This is a genomic window from Holdemania sp., assembly GCF_986127675.1.
Window position 1 is genome coordinate 12,316 of record NZ_CFQZWI010000012.1, and the last position, 25,537, is coordinate 37,852.

The 25,537-nt window shown below is 49.1% G+C and carries 24 protein-coding genes; 21 read left to right on the forward strand and 3 right to left on the reverse strand.

The genetic code is table 11. The annotated features are described in order from the left end of the window. Nucleotides 1-177 precede the first annotated feature (177 nt). From AC5OW4_RS03660 to hemW, 13 genes are all read left to right on the forward strand, one after another. Nucleotides 178-2,373 (forward strand): phage tail protein, encoded by a 2,196-nt coding sequence (locus AC5OW4_RS03660; RefSeq protein WP_493676671.1) that lies wholly within the window; start codon nt 178-180, stop codon nt 2,371-2,373. Further along, a complete protein-coding gene (locus tag AC5OW4_RS03665; RefSeq protein ID WP_195397583.1) occupies nt 2,370-3,095 on the forward strand; it encodes a hypothetical protein in 726 nt (241 codons plus the stop codon). The genes AC5OW4_RS03660 and AC5OW4_RS03665 overlap by 4 nt, the downstream gene beginning before the upstream one ends. Next, nucleotides 3,092-5,185: a phage tail spike protein gene (locus AC5OW4_RS03670; protein WP_195397582.1), complete on the forward strand. Its 2,094-nt coding sequence runs from the start codon at nt 3,092-3,094 to the stop codon at nt 5,183-5,185. Before AC5OW4_RS03665 ends, AC5OW4_RS03670 begins: the two co-directional genes overlap by 4 nt. Nucleotides 5,186-5,188: 3 nt before the next feature. Continuing rightward, on the forward strand, nt 5,189-5,386 hold the full coding sequence (locus tag AC5OW4_RS03675) for a hypothetical protein (protein WP_195397581.1): 198 nt from the start codon (nt 5,189-5,191) through the stop codon (nt 5,384-5,386). After that, nucleotides 5,343-6,590 (forward strand): hypothetical protein, encoded by a 1,248-nt coding sequence (locus tag AC5OW4_RS03680; protein ID WP_493676672.1) that lies wholly within the window; start codon nt 5,343-5,345, stop codon nt 6,588-6,590. Before AC5OW4_RS03675 ends, AC5OW4_RS03680 begins: the two co-directional genes overlap by 44 nt. Before the next feature lie 3 nt (nt 6,591-6,593). After that, nucleotides 6,594-7,088, forward strand: a complete 495-nt coding sequence (locus AC5OW4_RS03685) for a hypothetical protein (RefSeq protein WP_493676674.1) — start codon at nt 6,594-6,596, stop codon at nt 7,086-7,088. Nucleotides 7,089-7,106: 18 nt separating this feature from the next. Further along, nucleotides 7,107-8,612 carry a hypothetical protein gene (locus AC5OW4_RS03690; protein ID WP_493676675.1) on the forward strand — a complete coding sequence of 502 codons (1,506 nt, stop codon included), beginning with the start codon at nt 7,107-7,109 and terminating at the stop codon, nt 8,610-8,612. Nucleotides 8,613-8,623: 11 nt separating this feature from the next. Beyond that, a complete protein-coding gene (locus AC5OW4_RS03695) occupies nt 8,624-8,920 on the forward strand; it encodes a DUF4406 domain-containing protein (RefSeq protein ID WP_493676676.1) in 297 nt (98 codons plus the stop codon). A gap of 14 nt (nt 8,921-8,934) precedes the next feature. Further along, a complete protein-coding gene (locus AC5OW4_RS03700; RefSeq protein ID WP_195397318.1) occupies nt 8,935-9,117 on the forward strand; it encodes a hypothetical protein in 183 nt (60 codons plus the stop codon). A 4-nt stretch (nt 9,118-9,121) separates the two neighbouring features. Further along, nucleotides 9,122-9,394 carry a hypothetical protein gene (locus AC5OW4_RS03705; RefSeq protein WP_195397317.1) on the forward strand — a complete coding sequence of 91 codons (273 nt, stop codon included), beginning with the start codon at nt 9,122-9,124 and terminating at the stop codon, nt 9,392-9,394. 68 nt (nt 9,395-9,462) lie between these two features. Continuing rightward, on the forward strand, nt 9,463-10,074 hold the full coding sequence (locus AC5OW4_RS03710; RefSeq protein ID WP_195397316.1) for a hypothetical protein: 612 nt from the start codon (nt 9,463-9,465) through the stop codon (nt 10,072-10,074). Nucleotides 10,075-10,383: 309 nt separating this feature from the next. Next, complete coding sequence (locus AC5OW4_RS03715; protein ID WP_006060237.1) at nt 10,384-10,656, forward strand: MazG nucleotide pyrophosphohydrolase domain-containing protein; 273 nt, start codon at nt 10,384-10,386, stop codon at nt 10,654-10,656. Next, nucleotides 10,634-11,746, forward strand: coding sequence for a radical SAM family heme chaperone HemW (gene hemW / locus AC5OW4_RS03720; protein WP_493676677.1), 1,113 nt, complete (start codon nt 10,634-10,636; stop codon nt 11,744-11,746). Before AC5OW4_RS03715 ends, hemW begins: the two co-directional genes overlap by 23 nt. A 74-nt stretch (nt 11,747-11,820) precedes the next feature. Here the strand turns inward: hemW and AC5OW4_RS03725 are convergent, their stop codons facing one another. Beyond that, nucleotides 11,821-12,675, reverse strand: a complete 855-nt coding sequence (locus AC5OW4_RS03725) for an NAD(P)-dependent oxidoreductase (RefSeq protein ID WP_195548422.1) — start codon at nt 12,673-12,675, stop codon at nt 11,821-11,823. A gap of 238 nt (nt 12,676-12,913) precedes the next feature. Here AC5OW4_RS03725 and rpsO point away from each other — a divergent pair, with 238 nt between their 5' ends. Further along, complete coding sequence (gene rpsO / locus AC5OW4_RS03730; RefSeq protein ID WP_072683460.1) at nt 12,914-13,180, forward strand: 30S ribosomal protein S15; 267 nt, start codon at nt 12,914-12,916, stop codon at nt 13,178-13,180. Between the two features lie 180 nt (nt 13,181-13,360). Here the strand turns inward: rpsO and AC5OW4_RS03735 are convergent, their stop codons facing one another. Continuing rightward, complete coding sequence (locus AC5OW4_RS03735) at nt 13,361-14,605, reverse strand: cation:proton antiporter (protein ID WP_493676678.1); 1,245 nt, start codon at nt 14,603-14,605, stop codon at nt 13,361-13,363. Nucleotides 14,606-14,719: 114 nt separating this feature from the next. On the opposite strand from AC5OW4_RS03735, the gene AC5OW4_RS03740 reads away from it, so the two are divergent. Next, nucleotides 14,720-15,613 carry a LysR family transcriptional regulator gene (locus AC5OW4_RS03740; protein ID WP_072683458.1) on the forward strand — a complete coding sequence of 298 codons (894 nt, stop codon included), beginning with the start codon at nt 14,720-14,722 and terminating at the stop codon, nt 15,611-15,613. Here AC5OW4_RS03740 and AC5OW4_RS03745 read toward each other — a convergent pair. Beyond that, on the reverse strand, nt 15,589-16,470 hold the full coding sequence (locus tag AC5OW4_RS03745) for a LysR family transcriptional regulator (protein WP_072683457.1): 882 nt from the start codon (nt 16,468-16,470) through the stop codon (nt 15,589-15,591). The genes AC5OW4_RS03740 and AC5OW4_RS03745 overlap by 25 nt on opposite strands. Nucleotides 16,471-16,576: 106 nt before the next feature. Between AC5OW4_RS03745 and AC5OW4_RS03750 the strand changes: the two genes are divergently transcribed. The 6 genes from AC5OW4_RS03750 (at nt 16,577) to AC5OW4_RS03775 (ending at nt 25,440) form a co-directional block, all read left to right on the forward strand. Beyond that, nucleotides 16,577-18,295 carry an ABC transporter ATP-binding protein gene (locus tag AC5OW4_RS03750; protein WP_195548424.1) on the forward strand — a complete coding sequence of 573 codons (1,719 nt, stop codon included), beginning with the start codon at nt 16,577-16,579 and terminating at the stop codon, nt 18,293-18,295. Beyond that, nucleotides 18,292-20,025: an ABC transporter ATP-binding protein gene (locus tag AC5OW4_RS03755; protein WP_195548425.1), complete on the forward strand. Its 1,734-nt coding sequence runs from the start codon at nt 18,292-18,294 to the stop codon at nt 20,023-20,025. The genes AC5OW4_RS03750 and AC5OW4_RS03755 overlap by 4 nt, the downstream gene beginning before the upstream one ends. Before the next feature lie 444 nt (nt 20,026-20,469). Beyond that, on the forward strand, nt 20,470-21,102 hold the full coding sequence (locus AC5OW4_RS03760) for a TetR/AcrR family transcriptional regulator (protein WP_493676680.1): 633 nt from the start codon (nt 20,470-20,472) through the stop codon (nt 21,100-21,102). Further along, nucleotides 21,099-21,803 (forward strand): ABC transporter ATP-binding protein, encoded by a 705-nt coding sequence (locus tag AC5OW4_RS03765; protein ID WP_072683453.1) that lies wholly within the window; start codon nt 21,099-21,101, stop codon nt 21,801-21,803. Before AC5OW4_RS03760 ends, AC5OW4_RS03765 begins: the two co-directional genes overlap by 4 nt. Before the next feature lie 2 nt (nt 21,804-21,805). Then, nucleotides 21,806-25,183 (forward strand): FtsX-like permease family protein, encoded by a 3,378-nt coding sequence (locus tag AC5OW4_RS03770; RefSeq protein ID WP_493676681.1) that lies wholly within the window; start codon nt 21,806-21,808, stop codon nt 25,181-25,183. Then, complete coding sequence (locus AC5OW4_RS03775) at nt 25,183-25,440, forward strand: GIY-YIG nuclease family protein (protein ID WP_229100783.1); 258 nt, start codon at nt 25,183-25,185, stop codon at nt 25,438-25,440. The genes AC5OW4_RS03770 and AC5OW4_RS03775 overlap by 1 nt, the downstream gene beginning before the upstream one ends. Nucleotides 25,441-25,537 lie beyond the last annotated feature (97 nt).

Below are 25,537 nucleotides of genomic sequence, written 5' to 3' on the forward strand. Positions count from 1 at the left end.
AATTGGAATGAGTAAAAATGAAATCTTATTTTCGCTTTATGGCGAAATGCTGGACATGATCACATGCAAACAAATTGAATCAGGAATTTTAATTCCTAAAAAGAAAAGGTCAAAATTTGAGGATGTTATTCGATTGAAATAACATCCTCAAATTTTTATATAGAGGGAGGTGGAACGATGGCAGCCAATATCGGCCCTAGAATTGGTATAGATGGTGAAAAAGAATTTCGTCAAGAATTAAACAACATCATCCAGCAAACAAGAACGCTTGGAAGCGAAATGAAAGCTGTGACCTCTGCTTTTGATAACAACACCAAAGCGACGGAAAAAAACGTCGCAAAAGCTCAGGTGCTGAACAAACAGATTGATGCTCAAAAGTCACTGATTGATAAATTATCAAAAGGATTACAGGAATCGGCGGCCAAATTTGGGGAAAATGACACGAGAACGCTGAAATGGCAAAATCAGTTAAACAATGCGACCGCTGAGTTGAACAACATGGAAAGAGAATTGAAAAACCTCGGAAATGCTGAAGACAGTGCCGGGGAAAGTGCCGTGAATCTTGGAGATATGATTCGAGCGCATGTCATCGGGAGCGCGATTACTGCCGGAATCGGGGCAGTAACCAGCGCAATCGGAAAGATGAAAGATGCGCTTGTTGACGCTGGTAAGCAAGCGATTTCTTCTTTTGCTGACTATGAACAATTGACCGGCGGCATTGAAACTCTTTTTGGAGATTCAATGGAAACGGTTATGCAAAATGCAAAAAAAGCATGGAAAGACGTGGGACTGTCTGCCAATGATTACATGGAGCAGGCGACATCAACAGCGGCTTCCATGATCTCTTCGCTTGGAGGCGACACACAAAAAGCAGCTGATCTTACAAATTTAGCGATTACAGATATGGCTGATAATGCGAATAAAATGGGAACATCCATTGAAATGATTCAGAATGCGTATTCCGGATTCGCAAAACAAAATTATACGATGCTGGATAATTTGAAGCTTGGATATGGCGGAACCAAGGAAGAAATGGAACGTCTATTGAATGACGCTCAAAAGCTGAGCGGTATTCAATATGATATTTCCAGCTATTCGGATATCGTTCAGGCGATTCATGAAATACAAACCGAAATGCAAATTACAGGCACAACCGCAGCGGAAGCGACAGAAACAATAAGCGGAAGCGCTGCGGCCGCAAAGGCTTCATGGTCTGATTTTCTTATGGCTTTGGTATCAGGAGAGAATATCGAAGGAAGCATGAAGAATCTATCTCAATCCGTAAAAACAATGCTTTCCAATATTCAGCCAGCTATAAAAAAACTTGTTTCCAATTTTGTTTCCTACCTTCCTGACATGATTTCGTTCGGCGGGGAAATTATTTCTTCAATTTCGGATGGAATTTTATCTTCGCTTCCTGATCTGGGCGAAACAGCAATGACCTTGTTTCAAAATTTAACGTCGTATATTCAGGAAAACTTGCCCACTATGATTCAAAATGGATTGCAAGCACTTTTGAGTTTTGCTCAAGGATTCCGATCCAATGTGGGTATATTGATTGAAAATGGTATATCCATGATGAAATCGATCGCGCAGGGAATTGTCGCGGCGCTTCCCGATTTTATTTCTCAGGTTCCGCTGATTATTTCCGAATTTGCAAATACGATCAACGACAATATGCCGAAAATTCTTTCCGCGGGTGTTGAAATTATTTATACTCTGGTTTCCGGTATTATCTCGAATATTCCAACGATCATTGAAAACATTCCGCAAATCGTTTCCGCAATTTGGGATACGTTAATGGCTGTGAATTGGCTCAATCTTGGCTCTAAAATATTAAGCGGCGTTGGAAATGGAATAAAGAGTATGGCCGGACAAGTCAAAGAAGCGGCCAAGGGCGGCATTAGCGGCGCTATTGATTGGATCAAGTCACTTCCATCCCAAGCGGTCAATTGGGGAAAAGATATGATTCAAGGGTTCATCAACGGCATTAAATCCATGGTCGGCGGAGTGGTCGACGCTGTTTCCGGAATCGCCAACACGATTGCCGGATGGCTTCACTTTTCTCGCCCGGATGTCGGCCCGCTGCGGGAGTACGAAAAGTGGATGCCCGACTTCGTTGGAGGAATGGCGAAGGGTCTTAGGAATTCTGAGTGGATGATTGAATCCGCGATTTCTAACATTGCTTCAAGTATGATAATTGATGTTGGGTCTCCATCTGTTGCTTCGTTGAATACACCTTCATCCGGTTTCTCAGGTTCGATTAATGTAAATGTTTACGCTGCCGAAGGTCAGGATGAAAGACTAATCGCTGATAGAGTCGCAGAAATTATAGATCAAAAGATACAAACAAAAAGAGGTGTGTTTGCATGATTAAACCTTTAATTTACAATTACTTTTCTTTTAATTCTGTTTCTTCGTTAACGCTTGGAATTCAAATATCCGGATCCGGAACTTACAATTCGCCAGAAAGAGCGATTGAGCGAATCAGTGTTCCCGGAAGAAATGGCGATCTGATTCGCGATTTGGGTAAGTTCAATAATGTAATAATTCAATATCCGGCTTTCATTTTCGGACATTTTCCAAACAGATCTAGCGATTTCAGAAATGTTATGTTAAAAGACCCTTTTTATCATCGGCTAGAAGATTCGTATCATCCAGACGAATTCAGAATGGCGTCTTATGCTGGCCCGTTTGAAAGTGACCCGTTTCAAAATAAATCGGGAAATTTCACAATTTCATTTAATTGCAAGCCGCAGCGCTTTTTGAAATCAGGAGAAAGCAAAATCGATCTAAAAACAGAAACGATTTTAAATAATCCGACTTTTCAAACGTCGCTTCCATTGATCGTTGTCCTTTCAGGAACCGGTGAAATAAATATAAATGGTGAAATCGTTAACCTTAAAAAGAATGAAAATGGCGTCGTAATCGATTGCGATATTCAAGAAGCATATTCAAAAAATGGCAATTTAAATTTAAACGGCGATCTTGAATTGACGACCGGATCATACCCAATTTTGATTCCTGGCATTAATTCAATTTTAATTCCTGAATCGATGAATTCTTATATTATTCCAAGGTGGTGGCGTTTATGATTCCGATATTATTAGATTCAACAGAAACAATTCATCAACTTGTTAACGACAAGACTAATGGGATTGGCCGTTTGACTGGATGTGTCCGATGCGAAGTGACCGAAGAAAGAAATGGACCTTATACGCTTGAACTTGACTATCCTGTCGAAGGTGATCACTTTTCTGACATTAAACCAGGCAGAGTCATCCGAGTTAAATCTAATCCGGATGACCCTCAACAGATGTTTAGAATTCAAAAAGTCTCGAAGCCCATTCGAGGGAATATTACCGTTTATGCAAATCATATCAGCTACGATTTATCAAAGGTATCGGTGCTTCCGTTTGAATCAAACGGAGCTGCAGCAACATTTGCACGGATTAAATCGTCCATGATTGGTGGGAATGATTTTTCTTTGTTTACAGATATTACAAATTCAACAAGTTCATTTATCAACGACAAGCCGCAGAGCTTCCGCGCGTTGATGGGTGGGCAAGAAGGGTCGATGATTGATGTATTTGGAGGGGAATTAAAATGGGATAATAACAAAGTGTCACTTTTGGCCAATCGAGGAAAAGACAATGGACTAACTATCGCTTATGGTAAAAATTTGATTGACATTAATCAGGAAGAAAACATTGAATCGATGTATACTGCAGTATTTCCGTACATTATCGATTCAAATCAAAAAGCGATTGTCGGAGACCTTCAAACCATTATATCAACGGATGAGCATAAAATTTTAAATCTTGATCTGTCTTCTGAATTTCAAAATACAAATGAAAGCGGCGAAGATGTCCCGCCTACAAAAGAAGAAATCAATGCAAAGGCTCAAGAGTATATATCAAAAAATGATTTGATTTCACCGAAAATTTCAATTTCTGTTTCTTTTGTTGATTTATCGCAGTTTGATGAATTTAAAGAAGTGTTGCCTTTGCTTAAACTTGGATTATGCGACACGGTAAGAGTGAAGTTTGATAAACTCGGGATAAGTGCTCAAGCTAAGATGATCAAATATGTTTATGATTCGCTTCTGGAAAGGTACATTTCTATCGAAATTGGAGACGCAAAGAGTACGCTTGAAGGAACGATCATTGCAATCCCGGAAGAAAATAAAAGTCAAATTGAACAGGCGACCGGCTTTCTTGATGGAACGATTGCGGCGTTTACCGGAATTATCGCGAATGGTCTTGGTCTTTTTGTTACGCGGAAACCTGTTGGAACTGATGGTGGATATCAAATTTATTTACACAATAAACCAACACTAGCAGAAAGCCAGTATCAGTGGACTATAAATTCATCAGGATTCGCCGTGTCGAAAGACTATGGGAAAACATGGTCAGCAGGGTTCACAGCAGATGGGGATGCTGTATTTAATTCGCTTTCCGCTAACGCAATTTATGCGCTTTCGATTTTTGGGTCAGTGATAACATTTGGTGATCCTGATGGTGCAAATGTTGTCGCAAACACTACGCCGGATAATGGTGGAATTCAGTTTACAGGCTCAGGAAAGATTCATTTCAATACATCCGGAGAATTCAGAGCGGAAAATCGCGGAACTTCAAATATTCTTGCCAATCAGATATTAATGTATCGCAGCAGCAACAATTCTCTTTTTTATCTAACCAACCGATCAATGCAGGATCAAGACGCTAATAAAGTTAGTTTAATATCTCAAGATGATTGGAATGCGATCCGGTTAGATAACAATGATGAAGGAAACGAGGTCAATTCAATTCAACTTTCAACGGCAGGCTTAAAAAGCGATATAAATTTGTGGAATTATGTACCAGGGACAAAAAATGCAGCCAATTCTTTTGTAATGGGATGCGACGGTGGTAATACCTTTTTAAATATTACGAATTACGATTCAAACGGCAATCAAAAGTGTGGGATCTACTTTAAAGAAAATGGAACGTTTACGATCAGTTCAAACACGGGCGGGACTTCGCAAATATATACGGACACCGGTGGAAATTTAACCGTTTCTGGAAATAATTCTTTAAATTTAGTCAGCCAGAATTATTACGTCGTCATCCGCTCTGGTGGTGTTGCACGGCGCTGCGTTTGGAAGACGATTAACGGAGAGATGATCTTGTGCGGGGAGGTTTAAACGATGACTGAATTGAAGCAAAGAATCGAAAAGCTAAAATTTAATATTGTTAAATCAATCAATGACAGCGGTCTTGCGTTGGAGGTTTGTGAGCTTGTTCTAGACACCGTTCATATCCAGCTGCAGAACCAAATTGAAAAAATGAAGGAGGAAAGAAATGATGAAATTCGGGACGATTACCCAGCAGGGTCTGACGCTTAGCAGCGATATCGGCATTCTTCCGGCTCAGCATTCCGCGAACATTCAAATTGACTTTTCTGCTGATCCGGCTTATTCGGGCTATGCAGCAACCGCGCAAATTGCTTATCCGACCTGTGATCTTGTTTATTTAAATGTTTCTGTTCCTGTAATGGATGGCGCAATCGTCATTCCTGAAGAATGCTTCAAACAAAACGGGACGATGATGATAAGCGTCGGGTTTGCGAAAGAGAATGAATTAATCGTGACTCATCCACTTTCTTTGATCGTGGTAGACGCGCCCGGCTCGTCTGTCGTGCTGCCTCCAAAGGACATCTGGCAGCAACAAGTCTCCGCATTTGTTCAGTCTTATTTAAAAACGGAAGGGATCGCCATTTCAGCGACGGCCGTGACCGGTGAACCTGGAACAGAAGCTAAAGTCGAAAACACCGGAACGGGCACAAATCCGATTTTTAAGTTCACCATTCCGCGTGGAAATGTTGGCCCGATTGGTCCGCAAGGTCCGAAGGGAGAAACGGGTGCAACCGGACCGCAAGGCTTAACCGGACCGCAAGGCCCGAAGGGAGAAACGGGCGCAACCGGATTGCAAGGCCCAGCAGGCCCATCCGGTGCAGGAGTGCCGCCGGGAGGCGAAATAGGGCAGATCATCGTCAGCACTGGAAATGGTGGAGCAGAGTGGCGGGACATGCCAGAAACAGATGTCACGATTGACCCGAACGGAGGATTAAAAAAAACCGACACTGGATTAGGCATTAAAACTTATACTTCGCTTAATAATGGTCCAGGTTTAATGATCGAATCGAACGGTATTTACGTTAGAGCGGCCTCAAATAATTCGCGCGGTGGCATTGTTGGTGTAGCAAAAACCGCAGAACAGACCGAAGCCGTAGGAATCGGAAACGATGGGAAGCTTTATACCAAATTTATTGGTTATCAATTTGAATCCATCGATCCGCGCGGAGGGATTATTAATGAGCAAGACAACGCAGGATTAAGAATTAAATTGAATCGAGACCAGGTTGGAGGCGCAGGATTAGAAATAGATGAGAATGGTTTATATCTTAAACAAGCAACCAACTCTTTTTTGGGTGGCGTTCTCGTTGATTTGGCCTTGTCTGAAACAAGTGCGAATCCGGTGCAGAACAAAGCAATCACCGCAGCTATCGGTGACATAAGCACGGCGCTTGCTGCGATTTTGGGGGTGTAAATTGTGTCTATAGCAGATCAACTTACGCAGCTTAATCAAGTCAAGTCTGGAATCAAACAAGCCTTGATTGATAAGGGTGTTGACATGGCGGATGTGCCTTTCACGCGGTATGCTGAAAAAATCGCCGGCATTTCTGCCGGTGAATATCCAGGGTATCAAGTAAAAAAAGGCGAAACTGGGAAGCTTTCACAATCGAACAATCAAACATTGAGCGGGGCAATTCCCGATGGAATTATCCCGTTAACTCTTAAGCTCACCCATGCCAATACAAATTCTGATTGGCCTGTATATTTAGGGTTATCCGACGAACCATTCGCTTATGGGAAAGGAAACATCGTTGGCGCTTCCCGTGATGGAATGACTTTGTTTTATGATCTTGAGATGGCTTATGGAGGGATAACAGAGATTCAAAAACATACATACTACGGATGCCATACGACTAATGCCAGCGGAACAAATACATTAAGTATCGTTAAATGGCTTGAACCGATATCGTAAACAAAAAGGAGGGATAAAGTGCAAAAAGCACTTTTTTTCATGAAAGTTCTCCGATGTACGGCCGGGGAAGACTACACAACGCACAAGGGCACTTATGCGCTTGACTTTGGCGGGCACGATGTGGACAAGGATTTAATCTATGCTCCTTTTGATTTAAAAGTAAAAAAGATTGATAAGGCGGCGAATACCGTCTTTTTTGAATCGCTTGAAAAAGTTGAAACGCCGACTTTTACGGATTACGTCTGCGGCCGCTTTGCGCATTGCAATGACGCTGATATGCTTCCGAATTGTTATACAGGTGCGGTGATCAAGCAAGGCGAAGCCTTTTACCGCGAAGGCGGCAGAGGTTCGTGGATAGACGGTAAGTTCGCTTCACACGTCCACGCCGTATTTGCCCGCGGGCATCTGACAGGCGCTTACTGGTATGATGTCGGCAATGGCAACTATAGCATGTTATCAACCGGTGGCAAGCAACACATCTACGACGTTTTGTTTGTGCCGGATGACGTTCAGATCGTCAAAACAAATGACTATAAAGACAGTTATCCGTGGCGTAGGACGTCGCGGAAGGAGGATGAAAAAGTGGAAATTAAAGAAGGAAAACAGACCGTAAGACACAACGGAAAGACTTACACCGTCGTTAAGCAAGCTGAAAGTGAAGACGTTGCTATTTGGAGCTTGAAGCATCCGGCGTTGGCTAAACTGTCCACGTTCAGGAGCAATGGAGAAAAGCCGAACTTTGCAAAGAATCTTTCTTATTTTGTTATGGATGGAAAAGATCGCGGGCAAGTGGGCGGAAGTGAGATCAGTGACATTTACGACGAAGCTGTACCAACGGAGCAGAAGTACATCGATGTTGTTAAACTGAAAGACGGCACTTGGAAATTCGGAAACTTCGGACCGTATCAGTACAGATCGGATGAAGTTGAACTGCGCTATTCAACTGGCATGGTCTTGGTTGCTGGTGGGGCTTATTCAAATGAGTATTCAATCCCGGATGGCGCAGGAATTAGGACAAAGAAGACGATCCTTTCCTGTTTGTTTGTGGACTGGTCAAACGTCGCTTATATGGTCGTATCAAAAGAATCAGTCACACCAGACGAAATGCGCGATTTTGCAATGTCTTTGAATATGCAGTATGCGTTCCGCGATGATAGCGGCGGAAGCGCTGAAATTGTTGAAAAAGGAATCGTGATTGCCGGGGCAAGAGATGAAGAAAGAGCATTACCAAATTGCCTTGTATTTGTCCCTAAAAAAGAAATCAAGCCCGAACCGGAAGACCCTGCAATTCCAGAAGATCAGACGATGATCTTTAAGTGCATTAAAGCAAGCACGTCTGAAGGCTACCCGTTGAGATCATCGGCGCCATCCGGGGCGGTAGTGGACTACCTGCAGCCTGGCGAAAAAGTCAAGGTCGTGGATATCCAAAACAAGGGTAAAAACCAATATACATCTGCCGCAGAGCCGTGGTGTTTGACTGACTACGGTTTATGGTTTGCGTATGACAAAAATTACTTTGAATAAGGGGGAAAACAATGAAAAAAGTATTTATCAGCCAGCCGATGCGCGGTAAAACCGAAACTGAAATCCTTACAGAACGTAAACGAATCATCGAAGAAATCCGGAACATGATCGGAGATCACGAAGTCTTGGATACCTACTTTGATGATTTTGGGGAGTGCTCAAAACCATTGCAATACCTAGCTAAATCATTATGGATGCTTGCGGATGCAGATTGCGCCTACTTTGCGCGGGGGTGGCAAGATGCCCGGGGATGCAGGATTGAACATGACTGTGCAATCGATTACGGAATTGAAGTCCTGAAGGACTAGAGGAGGAAATTAAAATGGAAGACATTAAGAAACGTATCTCCAAGTTGGTCGATTTAAAGTCGATCATCTCCATCATCATGGTGGCTGCAATGGTAGCCGGCTTTTTTCGCAGGATGGTCTCTGCTGAGCAGTTTGTTCCACTGGTTACGATGATCGTAACCTTTTATTTCGCTAAGCAGGACAAGCCGAAGGAGTAGCTTCATGAACGAATGGGCCATTGTTGGCGTGCTTGCCACGCTTGTTACTTTGTTTATTTCACTGGCAACTCCGATGATTAAGTTAAACACGGCGATCACAAAACTGACTGCGGTTGCGGAACGGCTGGAAAAAGAGTTCAGCGATTTTACAGAAAAGAATTCTGCCAGCCATCGCCGGATCTGGGAACACAATGAAGCTCAGGATGAACGGCTGACTGAGCATGATCTGCAGCTTGCTGATCATGACAACAGAATTAAACAATTAGAAGAAAAATAACAAATACCCCACCTTCCTTCGCGGAGGGTGGGGCTTTTTTTGGTATAATACAATAATGGAGGATGTTTATGCGAAACCACGAAGACGAGAAAGAAGCAATCAGAATACTAGAATCCGTTTTTCCAGAATTGAAAAATTGTAAATTTGAGAAATTGGATAGACCAGATTTGCAATCGAAGACTCACGATATAGGAATCGAGGTTGTTCAAGCAATTCGGGAAAAAGATATGAAGCTTTGGTCATTAGCAGTCAAATACTGGGAGAAAGAAAATAAAGACAAAGATAAAAGATTTAATGAAATGAAAAACGTAGGATGGGACGAAGAAACAAAAGATGCATTAGATAATGGAATATTATGTTATAAAGGTGATGATGGATATTGTGGGAGATTAATCAACAAAGATATAAGTGTATTAAAAGAAAGAGTGCAAAACAAACTTAATAAATTGAATGGAGATGGATATAGAAAATTCAAAGAAAATGACTTGTTTATATATTGTGAATTAGCGGGCAATGAAGATATGTTTACAGATATTATGAATGATATCAATAAAATTATGAATGAATATGAGTGTAAATTTTCAAAAATCTATATTCATGCTATAGATAAATTATATGTTTTTGATTTTGGATTAAACATTATAACAAAACATGAAATACCAGCAATCATTAACTTTTGATTCAAAATTCTTATTTCATAGGTTTTCTTTGCACAGTTTTTAGAAAAATATCTGTAAATTGATCTTTTTTCTTTTTTTTGATATAGTTTATAAGCTTCATAAAAAAATTGCCTGTATGTAAATAAAAATCACACTCCGCAGGAAGCGTTCATGGCTGTCCTGTCGATGGACGACGATAAATAAAAACAGGCCGGCGGCAGGTGAACCTCAGCGATTGGATCATCCTTTCACAGGTTTCAGCGCCCCGCCTGTTTTTTTGGTTGATGGGTTTAAAAATAGGAATGAGCGAAGAAAGGTCAGGGGAGAGTTATGGCAATATCAGATGAAATCCAACAGCTGCGGATTGACTGCGGCTGGGATCAAACCGACACGCCGGCGATTTTAGCCAAGTCGGTCTTTGCCGAAGCCGGGGAACTGCTGGAATGCTTTATTCAGACCGAAGAAACACCGGACTGGGACGCCGTGAAAAGCGAGGTCGCCGACGTTTTGATGTACGCGATGTCGATCTGCATTGATCAGGGATGGGACGCAGAGGAAGTCATCCGGGAGAAGTTTGCCGATGTGCGCCGCCGCTACCTTTGAGAATCGCGCGCTGTATGTTCACATTCCCTTTTGTCAGGGAATCTGCGCGTACTGCGATTTCACCCGCGTGCGCTACCATACCGGACTGGCTGATCAGTATTTGAAGCAGCTGGCCAGGGAACTGGAAGAACGGGTGCCCTGCCAAGGCATGGAAACAGTCTACATCGGCGGGGGCACGCCGACCGCATTATCGCCCGATCAGCTGCGGCGGCTGCTGGACTTGCTTCAGCCTTATCTGCAAGGGGCGGCAGAGGTCACGATCGAAGCCAATCCGGAAGCGATCAACGCGGAACTGATCGAAATTTTGCTGAAGGGCGGGATCAACCGGATATCGCTCGGCCTGCAATCCTGCGATGATGAAATTCTGAAGCAGATCGGCCGGCGGCATACGTTCGCTCAGGCGCGTCAGGCAGTGCGGCTGCTTCAGCAGGCCGGCTTGACGAATATTTCCTGCGATCTGATCTACAGCCTTCCGCATCAGACGAGGGCACAATGGAAAAAAACACTCCAGGACGTCCTGTCGCTGAACATTCCGCATTGCTCGCTGTATGCGCTGACGATTGAGGAACACAGCGAATTCGGCCGGACGGGTCAGCGGCCATTGGACGAGGACACCGAAGCCAGCATGTATTTTGAAGCGGTCCGGGTTTTAACTGCGGCCGGCTATCAACATTATGAAATATCCAATTTTGCGAAACCGGGCTATGCGTCGCGGCATAATCTGCATTATTGGAATTATGACGATTTTTACGGCGTCGGGTTGGGCGCCAGCGGGAAGCTGAGTTCTTTTCGTTATGACAACACGTGCAATTTTCAGGAATATTTTAAAGGAAACTGGATCGGGGAAACGATCGAACTGTCGCGGCGGGATCAGATGTTCGAAATGGTGATGATGAATCTGCGCACCGCATGGGGGTTATCGCTGGCTGACTTTGAACAGAAGTTCGGGTTGCCGCTGAGCGAGGTCTACCCGGATGCGGTGCAGAAAGGAATCAGGCAGGGCTGGCTCAGAATGACGGAGAACCGCCTGATGCCGACCGAAGCCGGCATGGCGCTTCTAAATACGGTACTGGAGGAGTTTCTGGATTAAGAAACTTCTTTTCCATTGAGGTCAAGATGATCCATTAAAAAAACCTCCGGAAACATCCGAAGGTCGAAAAGAAGCTATTTTTCGTAATGCTTGATGATGGCCTGAGTACCCAGATCGCCCTCGCCCTCATCCTGCATCTGTTCGTACATGGAAAGCACGATTTCCAGCACCGGCAGCTCCACGTTCTGCGCTTTTGCCGCTTCCTTAGCCAGCCGCATATCCTTGATGAAATGCTTGATGAAGAAGCCCGGATTATAATCTTCCTGCAGCATCTTGACGCCGTTGTTGCTCATCTGCCAGCTGCCGGCTGCGCCCTTGCTGATGGCGCCGAGCAGTTTTTCCGGATCCAGACCGTTCGCCTTGGCATAAACGATCGCTTCCGCCACTGCGCTGACCGTGCCGGCGATTGCGATCTGATTCGCCATTTTGGTATGCTGGCCGCAGCCTGCCGGTCCCATCCGCAGCACGGATTTGCCCATCTTGTTGAAATACGGCAGGCAGGCGTTAAAATCTGCTTCCTCACCGCCGACCATGATCGACAACGTGCCCGCCGCCGCGCCGCTGTCGCCGCCGGAAACCGGCGCGTCCAATACGCGGATCTGATGCTCTTTTCCCTGTTGATGAAGCTTCACCGCCAGCGAAGGGGAGGACGTCGTCATATCGACCGCAATGGCCCCCGGCTTGGCCGCTTTGAAGATTTCATCATAAACTTCTTCGACATCTTTCGGGAAACCGACGATCGTGAAGATCAAGTCCGCATCCTTGACGGCCTCGGCCACGGAATAAGCGACCTGCGCGCCTTTTTCCTTTAATGCTTCCGCTTTGGCGGCCGTCCGGTTGTAGACGGTGACCTCATCGCCCTGATTCAATAAATGGGAAACCATAGACTTACCCATGACCCCGGTTCCGATCCATGCAATTTTACTCATCGTATCACCTCTTGTCCTATTATACCTTCATCCGGGGGCAAAACACAAGCATTGCTCCCTGTGTCCTGACTGCGCCCTCTGGCTCCTAAACCGCTTCATAAAGCAGGATCAGATGAAAATAAGACTTGTCAAGCAGGGGATGTTTATGCTATGATTAACACGCTGTTGAACTGGGATGCACGATGACTCCGTCGGCACGCTCGGTCCATCAGGTCTTAACGATATAGGAGGAAAACACATGTTAAGTAAAGCAGAAAAGACCGCGATCATTAAAGAATACGCTCGTTTTGAAGGCGATACCGGTTCCGTTGAGGTTCAGGTTGCCGTTCTGACAGCGCAGATCAACCGTCTGACAGAACATTTAAAGGAACACAAGAAGGATTACCATTCCACACGGGGTCTGATGATGATGGTCGGCCGCAGAAGAAAGTTCTTAGCTTATCTGCGCGACACGGATATCAACCGTTACCGTGATCTGATTCAGCGCTTGGGCCTGAGAAAGTAAGGATGAAGACAGCGTTTCACGACGCTGTTTTTTTATGCTTTCTGTCTGATTCGATTGGTGCCACCCGATTGCGAGGGTTGTATTTTTCACGGAAGAGGGCGCTGAAAACAAGGCAAAAGAAAACGGGTGGAAGCGAAGGGGATAACCCCAGACGTTTCCACTCGTTTCTGGTTAAGAGAGTCAGACCGCGGCCTGATGAGAATGCTTGTGATGGGCAGGATGCAGATTTTCTTTGGGAATGGAACCGGATAAGATTAACGAGGTCTTCGCGCACAGCGGACCGATGATTTCATACAGAATCGCCGTCGACAGGATGACCGTGGACAACAACGTTCCATATTCGCCAGGCAAGATCCGCTGGCCCAGAGCCGCTAAACCGATCGCGACGCCGGCTGACGGCACCAGTGCCAGACCGAAATTATTTCGCGTTGTGGCCGGCGCCTGGATCAGGGAACAACCGATCCACGAACCGATCAGCTTGCCGACAATGCGGAAGAAGAAGAACCCCAGACCGATCAAGCCGACATAGCGCAGCGCCGGAATATTCAGATTCATGCCGCTGACGACGAAGAAGATCGTCATGATCGGCGGGGTGAAGCTGCTGACCTGATCAAACAGCTGAATATCCTTGGATAAATTCAGATAAGCCGCGCCCATCGCCATGCAGCACAACAGCGGCGAAACATCCAGCGCGGTGCACAGCGCGCTCATAATTAAGATCATCGACACCGCGATGATCAGACGGTTATCGTCGGAACGTTTTTCCGTAATCATCTTATGCATGATCAGACCGCAGCCGATGCCCATGACCACCGCTAAACCGTTGGTTAAGACCGGCTCGATAAACACCATCAGATTCATCGCCGAGTGCTGAACCAGCGCTTCCGCGATCGCCGCGCAGACGCTGAAGGCAAGAATGGATACCGCATCGTCCAGCGCGACGACCTGCAGGATTAAATTGACGAAATCGCCCTTGGCCTGATACTGCCGGATCGTCATGATTGTGGAAGCCGGCGCGGTCGCCGATCCGATCGCCCCCAACAAGAGCGCAAAGGCCAGCGGCTGGCGGAAGATCACAACCATCACGAAGATGATGACCACCGCGGCGATCAACGCTTCGCAGCACGTCAGGATCAGGATATTGATGCCGTTGCGCTTCAACTCATGAAACAGAAAGTAGCGGCCGACGCCGAAAGCGATAAAGCCCAGCGCCACGTCGGTGACAAAACCGAGGCTGTTGATGATTTCCGTCGGGATCACGTTGAAGCAGAACGGCCCTAACAGCACGCCGGTCAAAATATAAGCTGTCACATTGGGCAGCTTCAGCAGCTTTGTGATCCGGGTTAACAGAAACCCGCTTAACAAAATAATCGCCAGACACAGCCCCAGCTCGGAATTGGGCTGTAAATTAAATGAACTTAACATCGTTTGAATTCCCCCTTGTCGTTTCCTACTTGATTATATGGATCAAAGAGGATAAAATCAAATTATGAATATTTTGTATATTATAAATATATTTAATAATAGGAGGATGACCTGATGATTGATCCCAAGATTAAAACATTGCTGGCGTTAGTGGAATGCGGCAATTATACCAAAACGGCGAAACAGCTGGCTTTAACGCAGCCGGCGATCACCCATCACATCAAACTGCTGGAGGAGGAATTCGGCATTAAGATTTTTTATAAAAACCGCCGTCAGCTGGTTCCGACCCCGGAAGGCGAGGTGCTGATCAAGTATGCACGGCGGGCTTACGCGCTTTCCGAGAATCTGCGCCAGGCGTTAAGCGACGTCCGCAGCCAGGTGAAAAGCCTGACGCTGGCCATCACGCCGACCGCCCAGAACAACATCGTACCGCATTTATTTGCGAAATACTGCAACGAGCATCCTAACGTTCATATTAATATTATTACGGATAACATAAATAATATTTATAATAAACTCAAAATGTACGAGGCGGATCTGGCGATCATCGAGGGCAATATCACCGCCCCGCATTTCACTTCCATCCTGCTGGACACCGATTCGCTGTGCGTAGCCGTTTCGGTCAATCATCCGCTGGCCAAAAAGCAAAGTGTATCGCTGAGCGAGCTGCGGAATGAAAACTTCATTCTGCGTTCCTCCAGCGCCGGTACCCGCAGTCTGTTTGAAAGTCATCTGATCTCACAAAATTTAAGCATCCATGATTTCAACGTGATCATGGAGATCGACAGCGTCGTCGTGATCAAAGAACTCGTCGCTTCCAACATGGGCGTTACGATCATCTCGAAAAATGCCTGCCGCAGTGAGGTGCAGAAGAAAAAGCTGGTGACGCTGCCGATTGAAAACATGACGATGGTGCGTGAAATCAACATGGTGTATTACCGGGAATTCCGGCATCCGGAAATCCTGCGCGATATCCAGGCGATCTATACGTCAACCTTGGAATCCTGACGGAGAAAATCCAGAAACAACGCGGTCGCGGCGGAAAGCGGCCGCTTTTTCGACCAGATCAGACACGTTTTGGTGACCAGCCGTTCGCAGGCGATCGGCTTGACGGACATCTGCGTCAGATCAATGAAGCCGGCGGAGGAATAGGGCACGATAGCCGTGCCCAGTCCGGCCTGCGCCCATTGGATCGAAGTCCGGGCATCGTCATTAAGACAAAGCGGGGAAGGCGTGAAGCCTTCCTTTTCGCATTCCTCCGCTAACAGGGCCGCGAAGCGGCGGTAATAAACCAGCGGCTGATCCTTTAACTGCCGGATTGTGATCTGATCGTCTGGAAATTGATCCGTTTCCCGCCGGACGACGACGGCCAGCGGATCGGCGTCCAGCTCCAGGACGTGAACCGAAGCGTCGTAAAAGGGCGTGCGCACGATCGCGGCTTCAATCAGGCCTGCCGCCAGTTTGTTCAACTGTTCAAACGTATTGCCTTCGTCGATCTGATATCGCATTTTCGGATGCCGTGCAGCGAAACGGAAAAGTCTTGGATATAATAAGGAAGCGGCAGAGGAGGAGACCGCGCCCAGGCGCAGGACGCCCCCCTGTCCCTGGGCATAGCCGGTGATCTCCCGGCGCGTGTCTTCCGTCAGGCTGAGAATGTCCAGGGCCCGCTGATAAAAGCGCTCGCCGGCCGCGGTGAGTTGGATCCGCCGTGCTCCGCGGAAAAACAGCGGCGTTCCGAGCTCCTGTTCCAGCTGCTTCATCGCCACGCTGAGCGGCGGCTGGGATAAGTTCAGCGCGGAAGCGGCCTGTAAGATGCTGCCATGCTGGACAACAGCGACATAATATTCGAGCTGACGCAGTTCCATCGTGATCCTCCTATATGATTTAAGTATAGTTTATATAGTAAACCAATATTTTTTCTATATCAAGGGCGCTGGTATAATAAGTGAAGTCTGAAAGGAAGAAGTTTGTATGAAAACGATTGTTTCGTATTTCCGATATTTTAAAAAAGAACTTGTGTTCGGCCCGTTGTTCAAGCTGGCGGAAGCAATTTTTGAATTGTTGGTGCCGTTGGTGATGGCCCGGATCATCGACGTTGGCATCGCGCAGAAAGATCTGGCTTATATATTGCGCCAGGGTGGGGTGATCGTCGGCTTCGCACTGGTCGGCATCGCCTGTTCCCTGACGTGTCAGTATTTTGCGGCACGGTGTTCGCAGGGGATGGGCACGGAGCTGCGGCGGGCTGTGTATCATCAGATCAATTTATTCTCGGCCCAGCAGGTCAGTCAGTTTTCTTCTTCGTCGCTGATCACGCGTTTAACCAACGACGTCAATCAGGTCCAGCAGGCCGTCGCGATGTTGATCCGGCTGGCGATCCGGGCGCCGTTTCTGGTGCTGGGGTCGTTGACGATGGCGATGGTGATCGATCGGACGATGGCGCTGATCTTTCTGGCGGCGATCGTAGTGATCGCTTTGGTTTTGGGGGTATTGATGACGTGTTCCTCGCATTTTTTCAGAGCTGTGCAGCGGCAGCTGGACCGGATTTCGCAGATTACGCAGGAGAACCTCGAAGGTCAGCGCGTCATCCGCGCATTCTCGCGGCAGCGGTTGGAAACGCATCGGTTTGACGAAGCTGCCCAGGCGAGCTATCAAGCGTCGATGCGCGTCGGCTGGATCAGCGGTTTGTTTAACCCGGCGACGCAGATTGTCATCAATTTGGGTATTGTCGCGCTGCTTTACTGCGGCAGCTTTCAAGTCAACGGCGGCGCTTTGAGTCAGGGCAACCTGGTTGCGCTGGTCAATTACATGACGCAGATGTTTCTGGCCTTGGTCGTTCTGGCCAATTTGTTTGTAATCTTCACGAAAGCCGCCGCCTCAGCCGGCCGGATTGAAGCGGTCTTGAAAACAGAGCCGGCGATCATTGGCGGAATCACGGAACTGTCAAAGGATAAGGATGCTGTGCTGGAGATGGATAAGGTCAGCTTTGGTTACAGCGAAGGGGAAAGCGCGATCGAACAGATCAGCTTTACAATTCAGCCGCGCCAGACCGTCGGACTGATCGGCGGAACGGGCTGCGGCAAAAGCACAATCGTGCAGCTTCTGCCACGGCTGATCGATCCGACAGCGGGCGAGATCCGGCTGGGTGGAGTGCCGCTGAGGGAATTTTCATTAGCGGACCTGCGCCGTCAGATCCGGATTGTGCCGCAGAAGGCGGTGCTGTTTTCCGGGACGATCCGCGAGAATCTTCGCTGGGGCAATCAAGACGCCGATGACGCGGCGTTATGGCAGGCGCTGACGCTGGCGCAGGCCAGAGATTTTGTCGAAGCTATGCCGCAGGGACTGGATACGCTGCTGGTACAGGGGGGCAAAAATTGTTCCGGCGGTCAGCGGCAGCGGTTGTGCATTGCCCGCGCGCTCGTGGGCCGGCCATCTCTGTTAGTGCTGGACGACAGCACCAGCGCGCTTGATTATCAAACCGACGCCCGGCTGCGGCAGTCGTTAAAAAAGATTGAGGGCAGTCCCGCGGTGCTGATCGTATCTCAGCGGATCGCCTCGATCCGGCACGCGGATTTCATTCTGGTGATGGATCAGGGCCGGCTGGTCGGCCAGGGGACGCATGAAGAATTGCTGGACACCTGTGCGGTGTATCAGGAAATCGTCCGTTCACAGACGAGGGAGGATCAACGATGAGTCAGTCAGCTTTATTGCGGCGCTTACTGCGCTATGTAAAACCTTATAGCTTGCTTTTGGCAATGGCGCTGGTCTTCGCGCTGCTGCAGGTTGCGATGACGCTGAGCGCGCCGGTGATCATCGGTCAGGCGGTCGATGCGATCGTAGCGGCGGGGCAGGTTGATTTTATCCGGGTCACTCAGACACTGACCGCGCTGGCGGCCGTTGTGATTCTGGCCGCGCTCTTTCAGCTGTTGATGACCTGCTGCACCAATGTCTGCTGCTACCGGACGATCCGGGATCTGCGCATGCAATGCTTCGCGCAGTTTCACGCGCTGCCTCTGGCGACGCTGGATAAAACGCAGCAGGGAGATTTTATGAACACGCTGGTCAACGATATCGACGTGATCTCCGACGGTCTTCTGCAAGGCTTCACACAGCTGTTTACCGGCGTGATCACGATTGTCGGCACGCTGGGCTTCATGCTTTCGATCCATCCGGGAATCACGCTGGCCGTCGTGCTCATCACGCCGCTGTCCTTTGGCGTCGCTTCATTCATCGCTTCCCGCAGCTCGCGCTTGTTTAAGCAGCAGGCGCGGATCAAGGGCGAGCTGTCCGGATTTGCCGAGGAACGGGTCAACGGACAGAGCCTGGTCGCGGCCTACAATCAGCAGGCAGTTTCGGAAGCGGCCTTTGATGAAATCAATCAGCGGCTTAACCAGGTTGGCACGCAGGTGCAGTTCATTTCTTCCCTGACCAATCCGTGCACGCGGTTCGTCAACAATCTGGCCTATGCCGCCGTCGGCATCATCGGAGCCCTGACGGCGCTGGGCGGCGGCATGAGCGTCGGTCAGCTGACTTCGTTTTTAAGCTACGCTTCGCAATATACCAAGCCGTTTAATGAAATCAGCGGCGTCGTTACCGAGCTGCAGGCCTCCTTAAGCAGCTGCGAGCGGGTTTTCCATCTGCTTGATCAGCCGCAGGAAAGCGATCAGGCAGATCAGGGGTCAGGAAAACAGGGCCGCGGCGAGCTGCGGCTGGAGCATGTGTCGTTTCGTTATCAGGCAAACGAGCCGCTGATCGAGGATTTCAATCTCACGGTCAAGCCGGGTCAGAAAATTGCGATCGTCGGCCCGACCGGCTGCGGCAAGACGACGTTGATCAACTTGTTGATGCGCTTCTACGAGATTGGCGGCGGGGTGATCCGGCTGGACGGCGTGGACACCCGCACGCTCAGCCGCCATGAGCTGCGCGCCCATTTTGGGATGGTGCTGCAGGACTCCTGGATCTTCCGCGGCACAATCCGTGAGAACATCGCTTACGGCCGGCCTGACGCTTCGCTTGCGGATGTGGAGAAGGCCGCCCGGCAGGCGCATCTTGATTACTTTATCCATCAGCTGCCGCAGGGCTATGATACGCTGCTGGATGAAACTGTTTCGCTGTCGCAGGGACAGAAACAGCTGCTGTGTATCGCGCGGGTGCTGCTTTGCGATCCGCAAATCCTGATTTTAGATGAAGCGACCAGTTCGATTGATACCCGGACGGAGCTGTTGGTGCAGTCGGCGTTCGATCAGATGATGCAGGGCCGCACAAGCTTCATCGTCGCTCACCGCTTGTCGACGATCGAACAGGCCGATCGGATTCTTGTGATGAATCACGGTCAGATTCTGGAACAGGGCAGCCATCACGAATTATTGAAGCAGGGCGGCTTTTACAGTCAGCTCTACAACAGTCAGTTCGCGGGCGAATAAACCGGATGGTCCGATGCTGAAGGGGCGCGAAACGCAGAGCCGCCTGTTCGCAAGAATCATTTTGCAAGCTTGATTTAACGTTCTAGAATCAGGGAAAGAAGATCTCCCGCAGGATGAAGCATCCCGCGGGATTTTTCATTTAAACGTTTCTAAGGATGAAGGAAGTCTGAAATCCGGATTTTGAATAAGGCGAGTCCTCTGTCTTATTCATTGGCTTAAACAAGCCGGTGCTGAGCAATACCGGGGGCGATTTAAAAAAATAAGTCGGGACAGAATCGGCGATCTGGACTAAAACAAGGAGCATAAACTAAAAGGGTCAGGATCAAAATTTCAGAAAATTTTGAATTTGGACACCCGGGAAGATCTGTCTATTTTTAAACGATTGACAAAGCCAGTGAACAACCGTATATTATTAGTAACTGGAATAATGAACGGAGGTTTACTATGGCGCAGGTATTGAAAGAAATCCAGCGGGATAAAATTCTGGAAGCCGCCAAACAGGAGCTGCTGCAATATGGCTATCGGGATGCTTCGATGCGCCGGATCGCCGCGCAGGCCAAGATGACGGTCGGCAATTTATACCGCTATTTTGAAAGCAAGGATCAGCTTATTCAGGCGATCACCTCGCCGGCGCTGACACAGCTGGATCAGTTGGTGCGCAGTTTGACGGATGATCGGATTTCGCTGAACCAGACCAATACGGCGGTCGGTTTATCCATCAGCGAGCTGCGGCCGAAAATTGACCGGCTGGCTTTGGATCTGGCTGAGCTGTCGGTGCGGATGCCGCAGGAGATGCGGATTTTAATGCTGCACAGCGATCTGAGCGAACAGATTTCAAGCTGGCTTGTTTCCTTATTGGAAGTGCTGGCTAAAGAGTGGGCGCTGTTCCCATTGAACCGGGACGCTGAGTTTCACGCGCTGTGCCGGATGTTTTCCGCGTCGTTGTTTCAAGGCGTGCGCGAAGTCTTTTCCCAAGCTGGCGAACTGGATCAAAACCAGCTTTGCGAGGTGCTGCGGATTTACTTCGGTTTGTTTTTGAGCATGTTCAGTCCGGCTGCGAAAGGAGATCAACAATGAGCGAGTTTATTGAGTTCCGGGACGTCCGGAAAGTGTATAAGATGGGGGAAGTGGAGATTCCGGCGCTGGACGGCGTCAGTTTCCAGATTAAAAAAGGTGAATTTGTCGTGATTGCCGGTGCTTCCGGTGCGGGCAAGAGCACGATTTTGAATATTCTGGGCGGTATGGATACCTGCACCAGCGGCGAGATTCTAGTCGACGGCGAGGAAGTGTCCAAGATGGATGCCCGCCAGCTGACGACCTACCGGCGCTACGACATTGGTTTTGTCTTCCAGTTTTACAATCTGGTGCAGAATTTAACCGCTCGTGAGAACGTTGAGCTGGCCGTGCAGATCTGCAAGAATCCGCTGGACGTCGATCAGACGATCGAGGCGGTCGGCCTGCGGGAGCGGCGCAACAATTTTCCCTCCCAGCTTTCCGGCGGCGAGCAGCAGCGGGTGGCGATCGCCCGGGCGCTGGCGAAAAATCCGAAGCTGTTGTTGTGCGACGAACCGACCGGCGCGCTGGATTATCAAACCGGCAAGGCAATCCTGAAGCTTTTGCAGGACACCTGCCGCGAGCAGCAGATGACCGTCATCGTCATCACGCACAACCTGGCCCTGACGCCGATGGGCGACAAAGTCATCCGCGTTAAAAGCGGCAAGATCCGCTCGATTGAAGTCAACGAGCATCCGAAGCCGATTCAGGAGATCGAGTGGTAGGCATGCGCAGTCCTTTATTGAAAGACACGCTGCGGGAGATCCGGAAAACCAGGGGCCGGTTTTTCTCGATCTTCGGCATCGTCGCGATCGGCGTCGCATTTTTCGCCGGCGTTCTGGCTTCCGCGCCGGATATGAAATACACGGCCGACCGCTATTTTGACGATTACAATTTAATGGATTACCGCGTCGTTTCCAATTTCGGCATCACCGAGGACGACGTGCGCCAGCTGCGTCAGGTTGCGGGCGTTCAAGGCGTTCAGGCCAGTTATACGCAGGATGTGATCACCCGGATCGGCTCCAAGGAGCTGGTGCTGAAAGTTCACGCGCTGGATTTGGAGCATCTTGATCCGCAGGATCCGGATTATATCAACCAGCTGGTCGTGACAAGCGGGCGGCTGCCGGAAAAAAGCGGCGAATGCGTCATTGAGGATGGCAAAATCGTCGTGTCCGGCATGAAGATCGGCGATACGATCAAGATCGAAAGCGGCACTTCCGATCCGCTGGATGACAGCTTCAGCCGCGATACGTTCACGATTGTCGGAACAGTCAACACGCCGTACTACCTTTCCTACGAAAAGGGCACAAGTACGATCGGCTCCGGCAGCGTCGATACCTATGTGTACGTGCCGAAAAACGATTTCACGATGGAGGTCTATACCGACGTCTATCTGACAGCCCGCGGAGCGAAACCATACAACAGCTACAATCAGGACTATTTCGACTATCTGGAGCCGTTAAGCGAAACGCTGACGACGCTGGGCAGCGAACGGGCAGAGCTGCGCCGGCAGTCGATTGTCGACGAAGCGATGAAGGAATATACGGATGGACAGGCGGAATACGACGAAGCGCTGACGACATTCAATACCGAGATTGAAAAAGCGGAGAAAAAGCTGCAGGATGGCAAGGATGAGCTGTTAGTCGGTCAGGCGACGCTGACTTCAAGCAAGGCGATGGCCGAAGCGCAGCTGAAACAGGGTGAAGCGCAGATCGAGATGATCCAGAAACAAATTGATACGCTGGTCGCCACCTACGATGAAAAGAAAAAAGAATATGAAACCACTAACGCTCAGGCACTGGAACAGAAAGCGGCGCTGGAAAGTCAGATCGCTGAAAAACAGAAAAATCTGGCGGACAAGCAGACCGAGCTGGCTCCGGCTGAGCAGGAACTAAACGAGCAGACGCAGAAACAACTCGACTTAACTACCCGTCAGGTGGAGCTGGAAACCAAAAAAGCGCTCAATCAGACGGATCCGGAGAAATATCCGGCGCTGAGTGAAGAGGAAGCGGCTGAGCTGGAAAAAATCCCCGGTGAGCTGATTCTGGTCAATGCCCGGATCACGGAACTGCAGGGTGAACTGGCCGTGTTAACCCAGCTGGAAACCGAAATTACGACGGCGCAGGCGCAGCTGGATCTGATCAATCAGGGACTGGAAGTCTCCGAAACAGTGCTCAAGACGATCGACGAACAGATCGTCTCAGCCAATGCCCAGATCGAGCAGCAGCGCCAGACGCTGGTGCAGGCCAAGGCGGAAGCCGATAAGCAGATTGCCGAAGGAGAAGCCAAGCTGAAGCAAGGTCAGAAAGAAGTCGCCCAGGGTGAAATTGATCTGGCGCTCAACAAAGCGGAAGGTGAAGCGAAGCTGGAGGATGCGCGCGAGGAGCTGGTGCTGGCGAAGAATAAGATCGAACAGATCGAACAGGGCAAGTGGTATATCCTCGACCGCCAGTCGCATTACAGCTATATGGATTACAAGGGCGCCGCCGACCGGATGGCCGCGATCGCCAAGGTGTTCCCGGTGTTCTTCTTTTTAGTCGCGGCGTTGGTTTGTCTGACGACGATGACCCGGATGGTCGACGAACAGCGCTCGCAGATCGGGACGATGAAGGCGCTGGGCTATACGACCGGGCAGATCGCGTTCAAGTATGTGTTCTACGCCGCCTTTGCGAGTCTGACCGGAAGTCTGGTCGGGCTGGCTGTCGGGTTGTTTGCTTTCCCGGCGATCATCTATACTGCCTGGCTCATGATGTACGTGCTGCCCCCGGTCAGCTTTACGCCGCAGCTGTCGCTGATGATCGGCTCTACCACGGCGTCGGTACTGGTGACGACGCTGGCGGCGTTTGCGGCCTGTTATAAGGAATTGATCGAAACTCCGGCGCTGCTGATGCGGCCGAAAGCCCCAAAGCTGGGCAAGAAGATCCTGATCGAGCGGATGACGTTTGTATGGAAACGTTTTTCCTTCACTTCAAAGGTCACCGCGCGTAATTTGTTCCGGTACAAAAAACGCTTCTTCATGACGGTGCTGGGCATCTCCGGATGTACGGCGCTGTTGGTCGCCGGCTTTGGTATCAAGGATTCGATCAGCCGGATTGTCAATTCCCAATTCGGCGAAATCTTCCAATATCAGGGAATCGCATCGCTGCAAAAAGAGCTGGATGAGACTGAGAAGCAACAGGTCTTCGATCAGATTTCCAGCCTGGACATGATCGACGATTCCCTGGATGTGTACCAGTCCAACGCTGTCGTCTACCAGGGCAATGACAGCACGGAGGTGACGCTGGTCGTGACCTCCGATCCGGAGCGGTTCCGCGATTTCGTGTCGCTGCATCCCCGCAAACAGCCGCAGGAAGAGCTGCGGCTGAAGGATAGCGGCGTGGTGATCACGGAGAAAATGGCGAACGACATGAATCTGCATATCGGCGACACGATCGAGCTGGAAAATGAGAAGGAACTGCGCCGGAATGTCGAAATTACCGGGATCGCGGAAAACTATCTCAACCATTACGTGTACATGAACGCCAACGCCTATAAAGAAACCTACGATCTGCGTGCCCAAAGCAACGCCGTTTTCCTGAAATTCAACCCCCAGATTGACGACGCGGAGCAGCGCAGCGGTCAGGAACTGTTAAAGAATGAGAAGATCAGCTCGCTGTCGTTTTATACCGGGATCAAGGATAACTTCAACAACATGATCCGCAGTCTGAATTATATCGTGCTGGTGCTGATCATCTCCGCGGGGATGCTGGCGTTTGTCGTATTGTACAATCTGACCAATGTCAACATCAGCGAACGGCTGCGCGAAATTGCGACGCTGAAAGTGCTGGGCTTTTATAACAAGGAAGTCAACACCTATGTTTATAAAGAAAATATCATCCTGACCCTGATCGGTTCTCTGCTCGGGTTAGGGCTGGGCAAGATTCTGCATTTGACGATCATGGTCGTGGTCGAGCTGGACAACATCATGTTCGGCCGCGTCATCCTGCCGCAGAGCTATGTGATTTCCGTCCTCATCACGATGCTGTTCGCAGTGATCGTCAATCAGGTCATGAAGTCCAAGCTGCGTGCGATCCCGATGGTGGAATCGCTGAAATCGGTGGAATGATGAGCGCCTGGGTCTATATTCTGGAATGTGCGGACGGCAGCTATTACACCGGCTGGACCAACGACGTCGAAAAACGCTTCGCGGCGCATTGCGCAGGCCGGGGCGCCAAATATACCCGTTCCCACCCGCCGGTGCGGGTGGCCTATGCGAAAGCGTTTATTGATAAATCCGCCGCGCTGAAACAGGAAGCGGCGATCAAGAAGCTGACGCGGGCGCAGAAAGCGGCGCTGATCGCGGAAGCCGAGTCAGAAAAATAGGCAATGCCGGCTGCCGAGGCTGTGGGGTGAGCCTTGCCAGTTTTGAATAACAGGAAAGAGATTGCGCGCGTTTCCTGTTCTCTTCCTCATGTTAAAA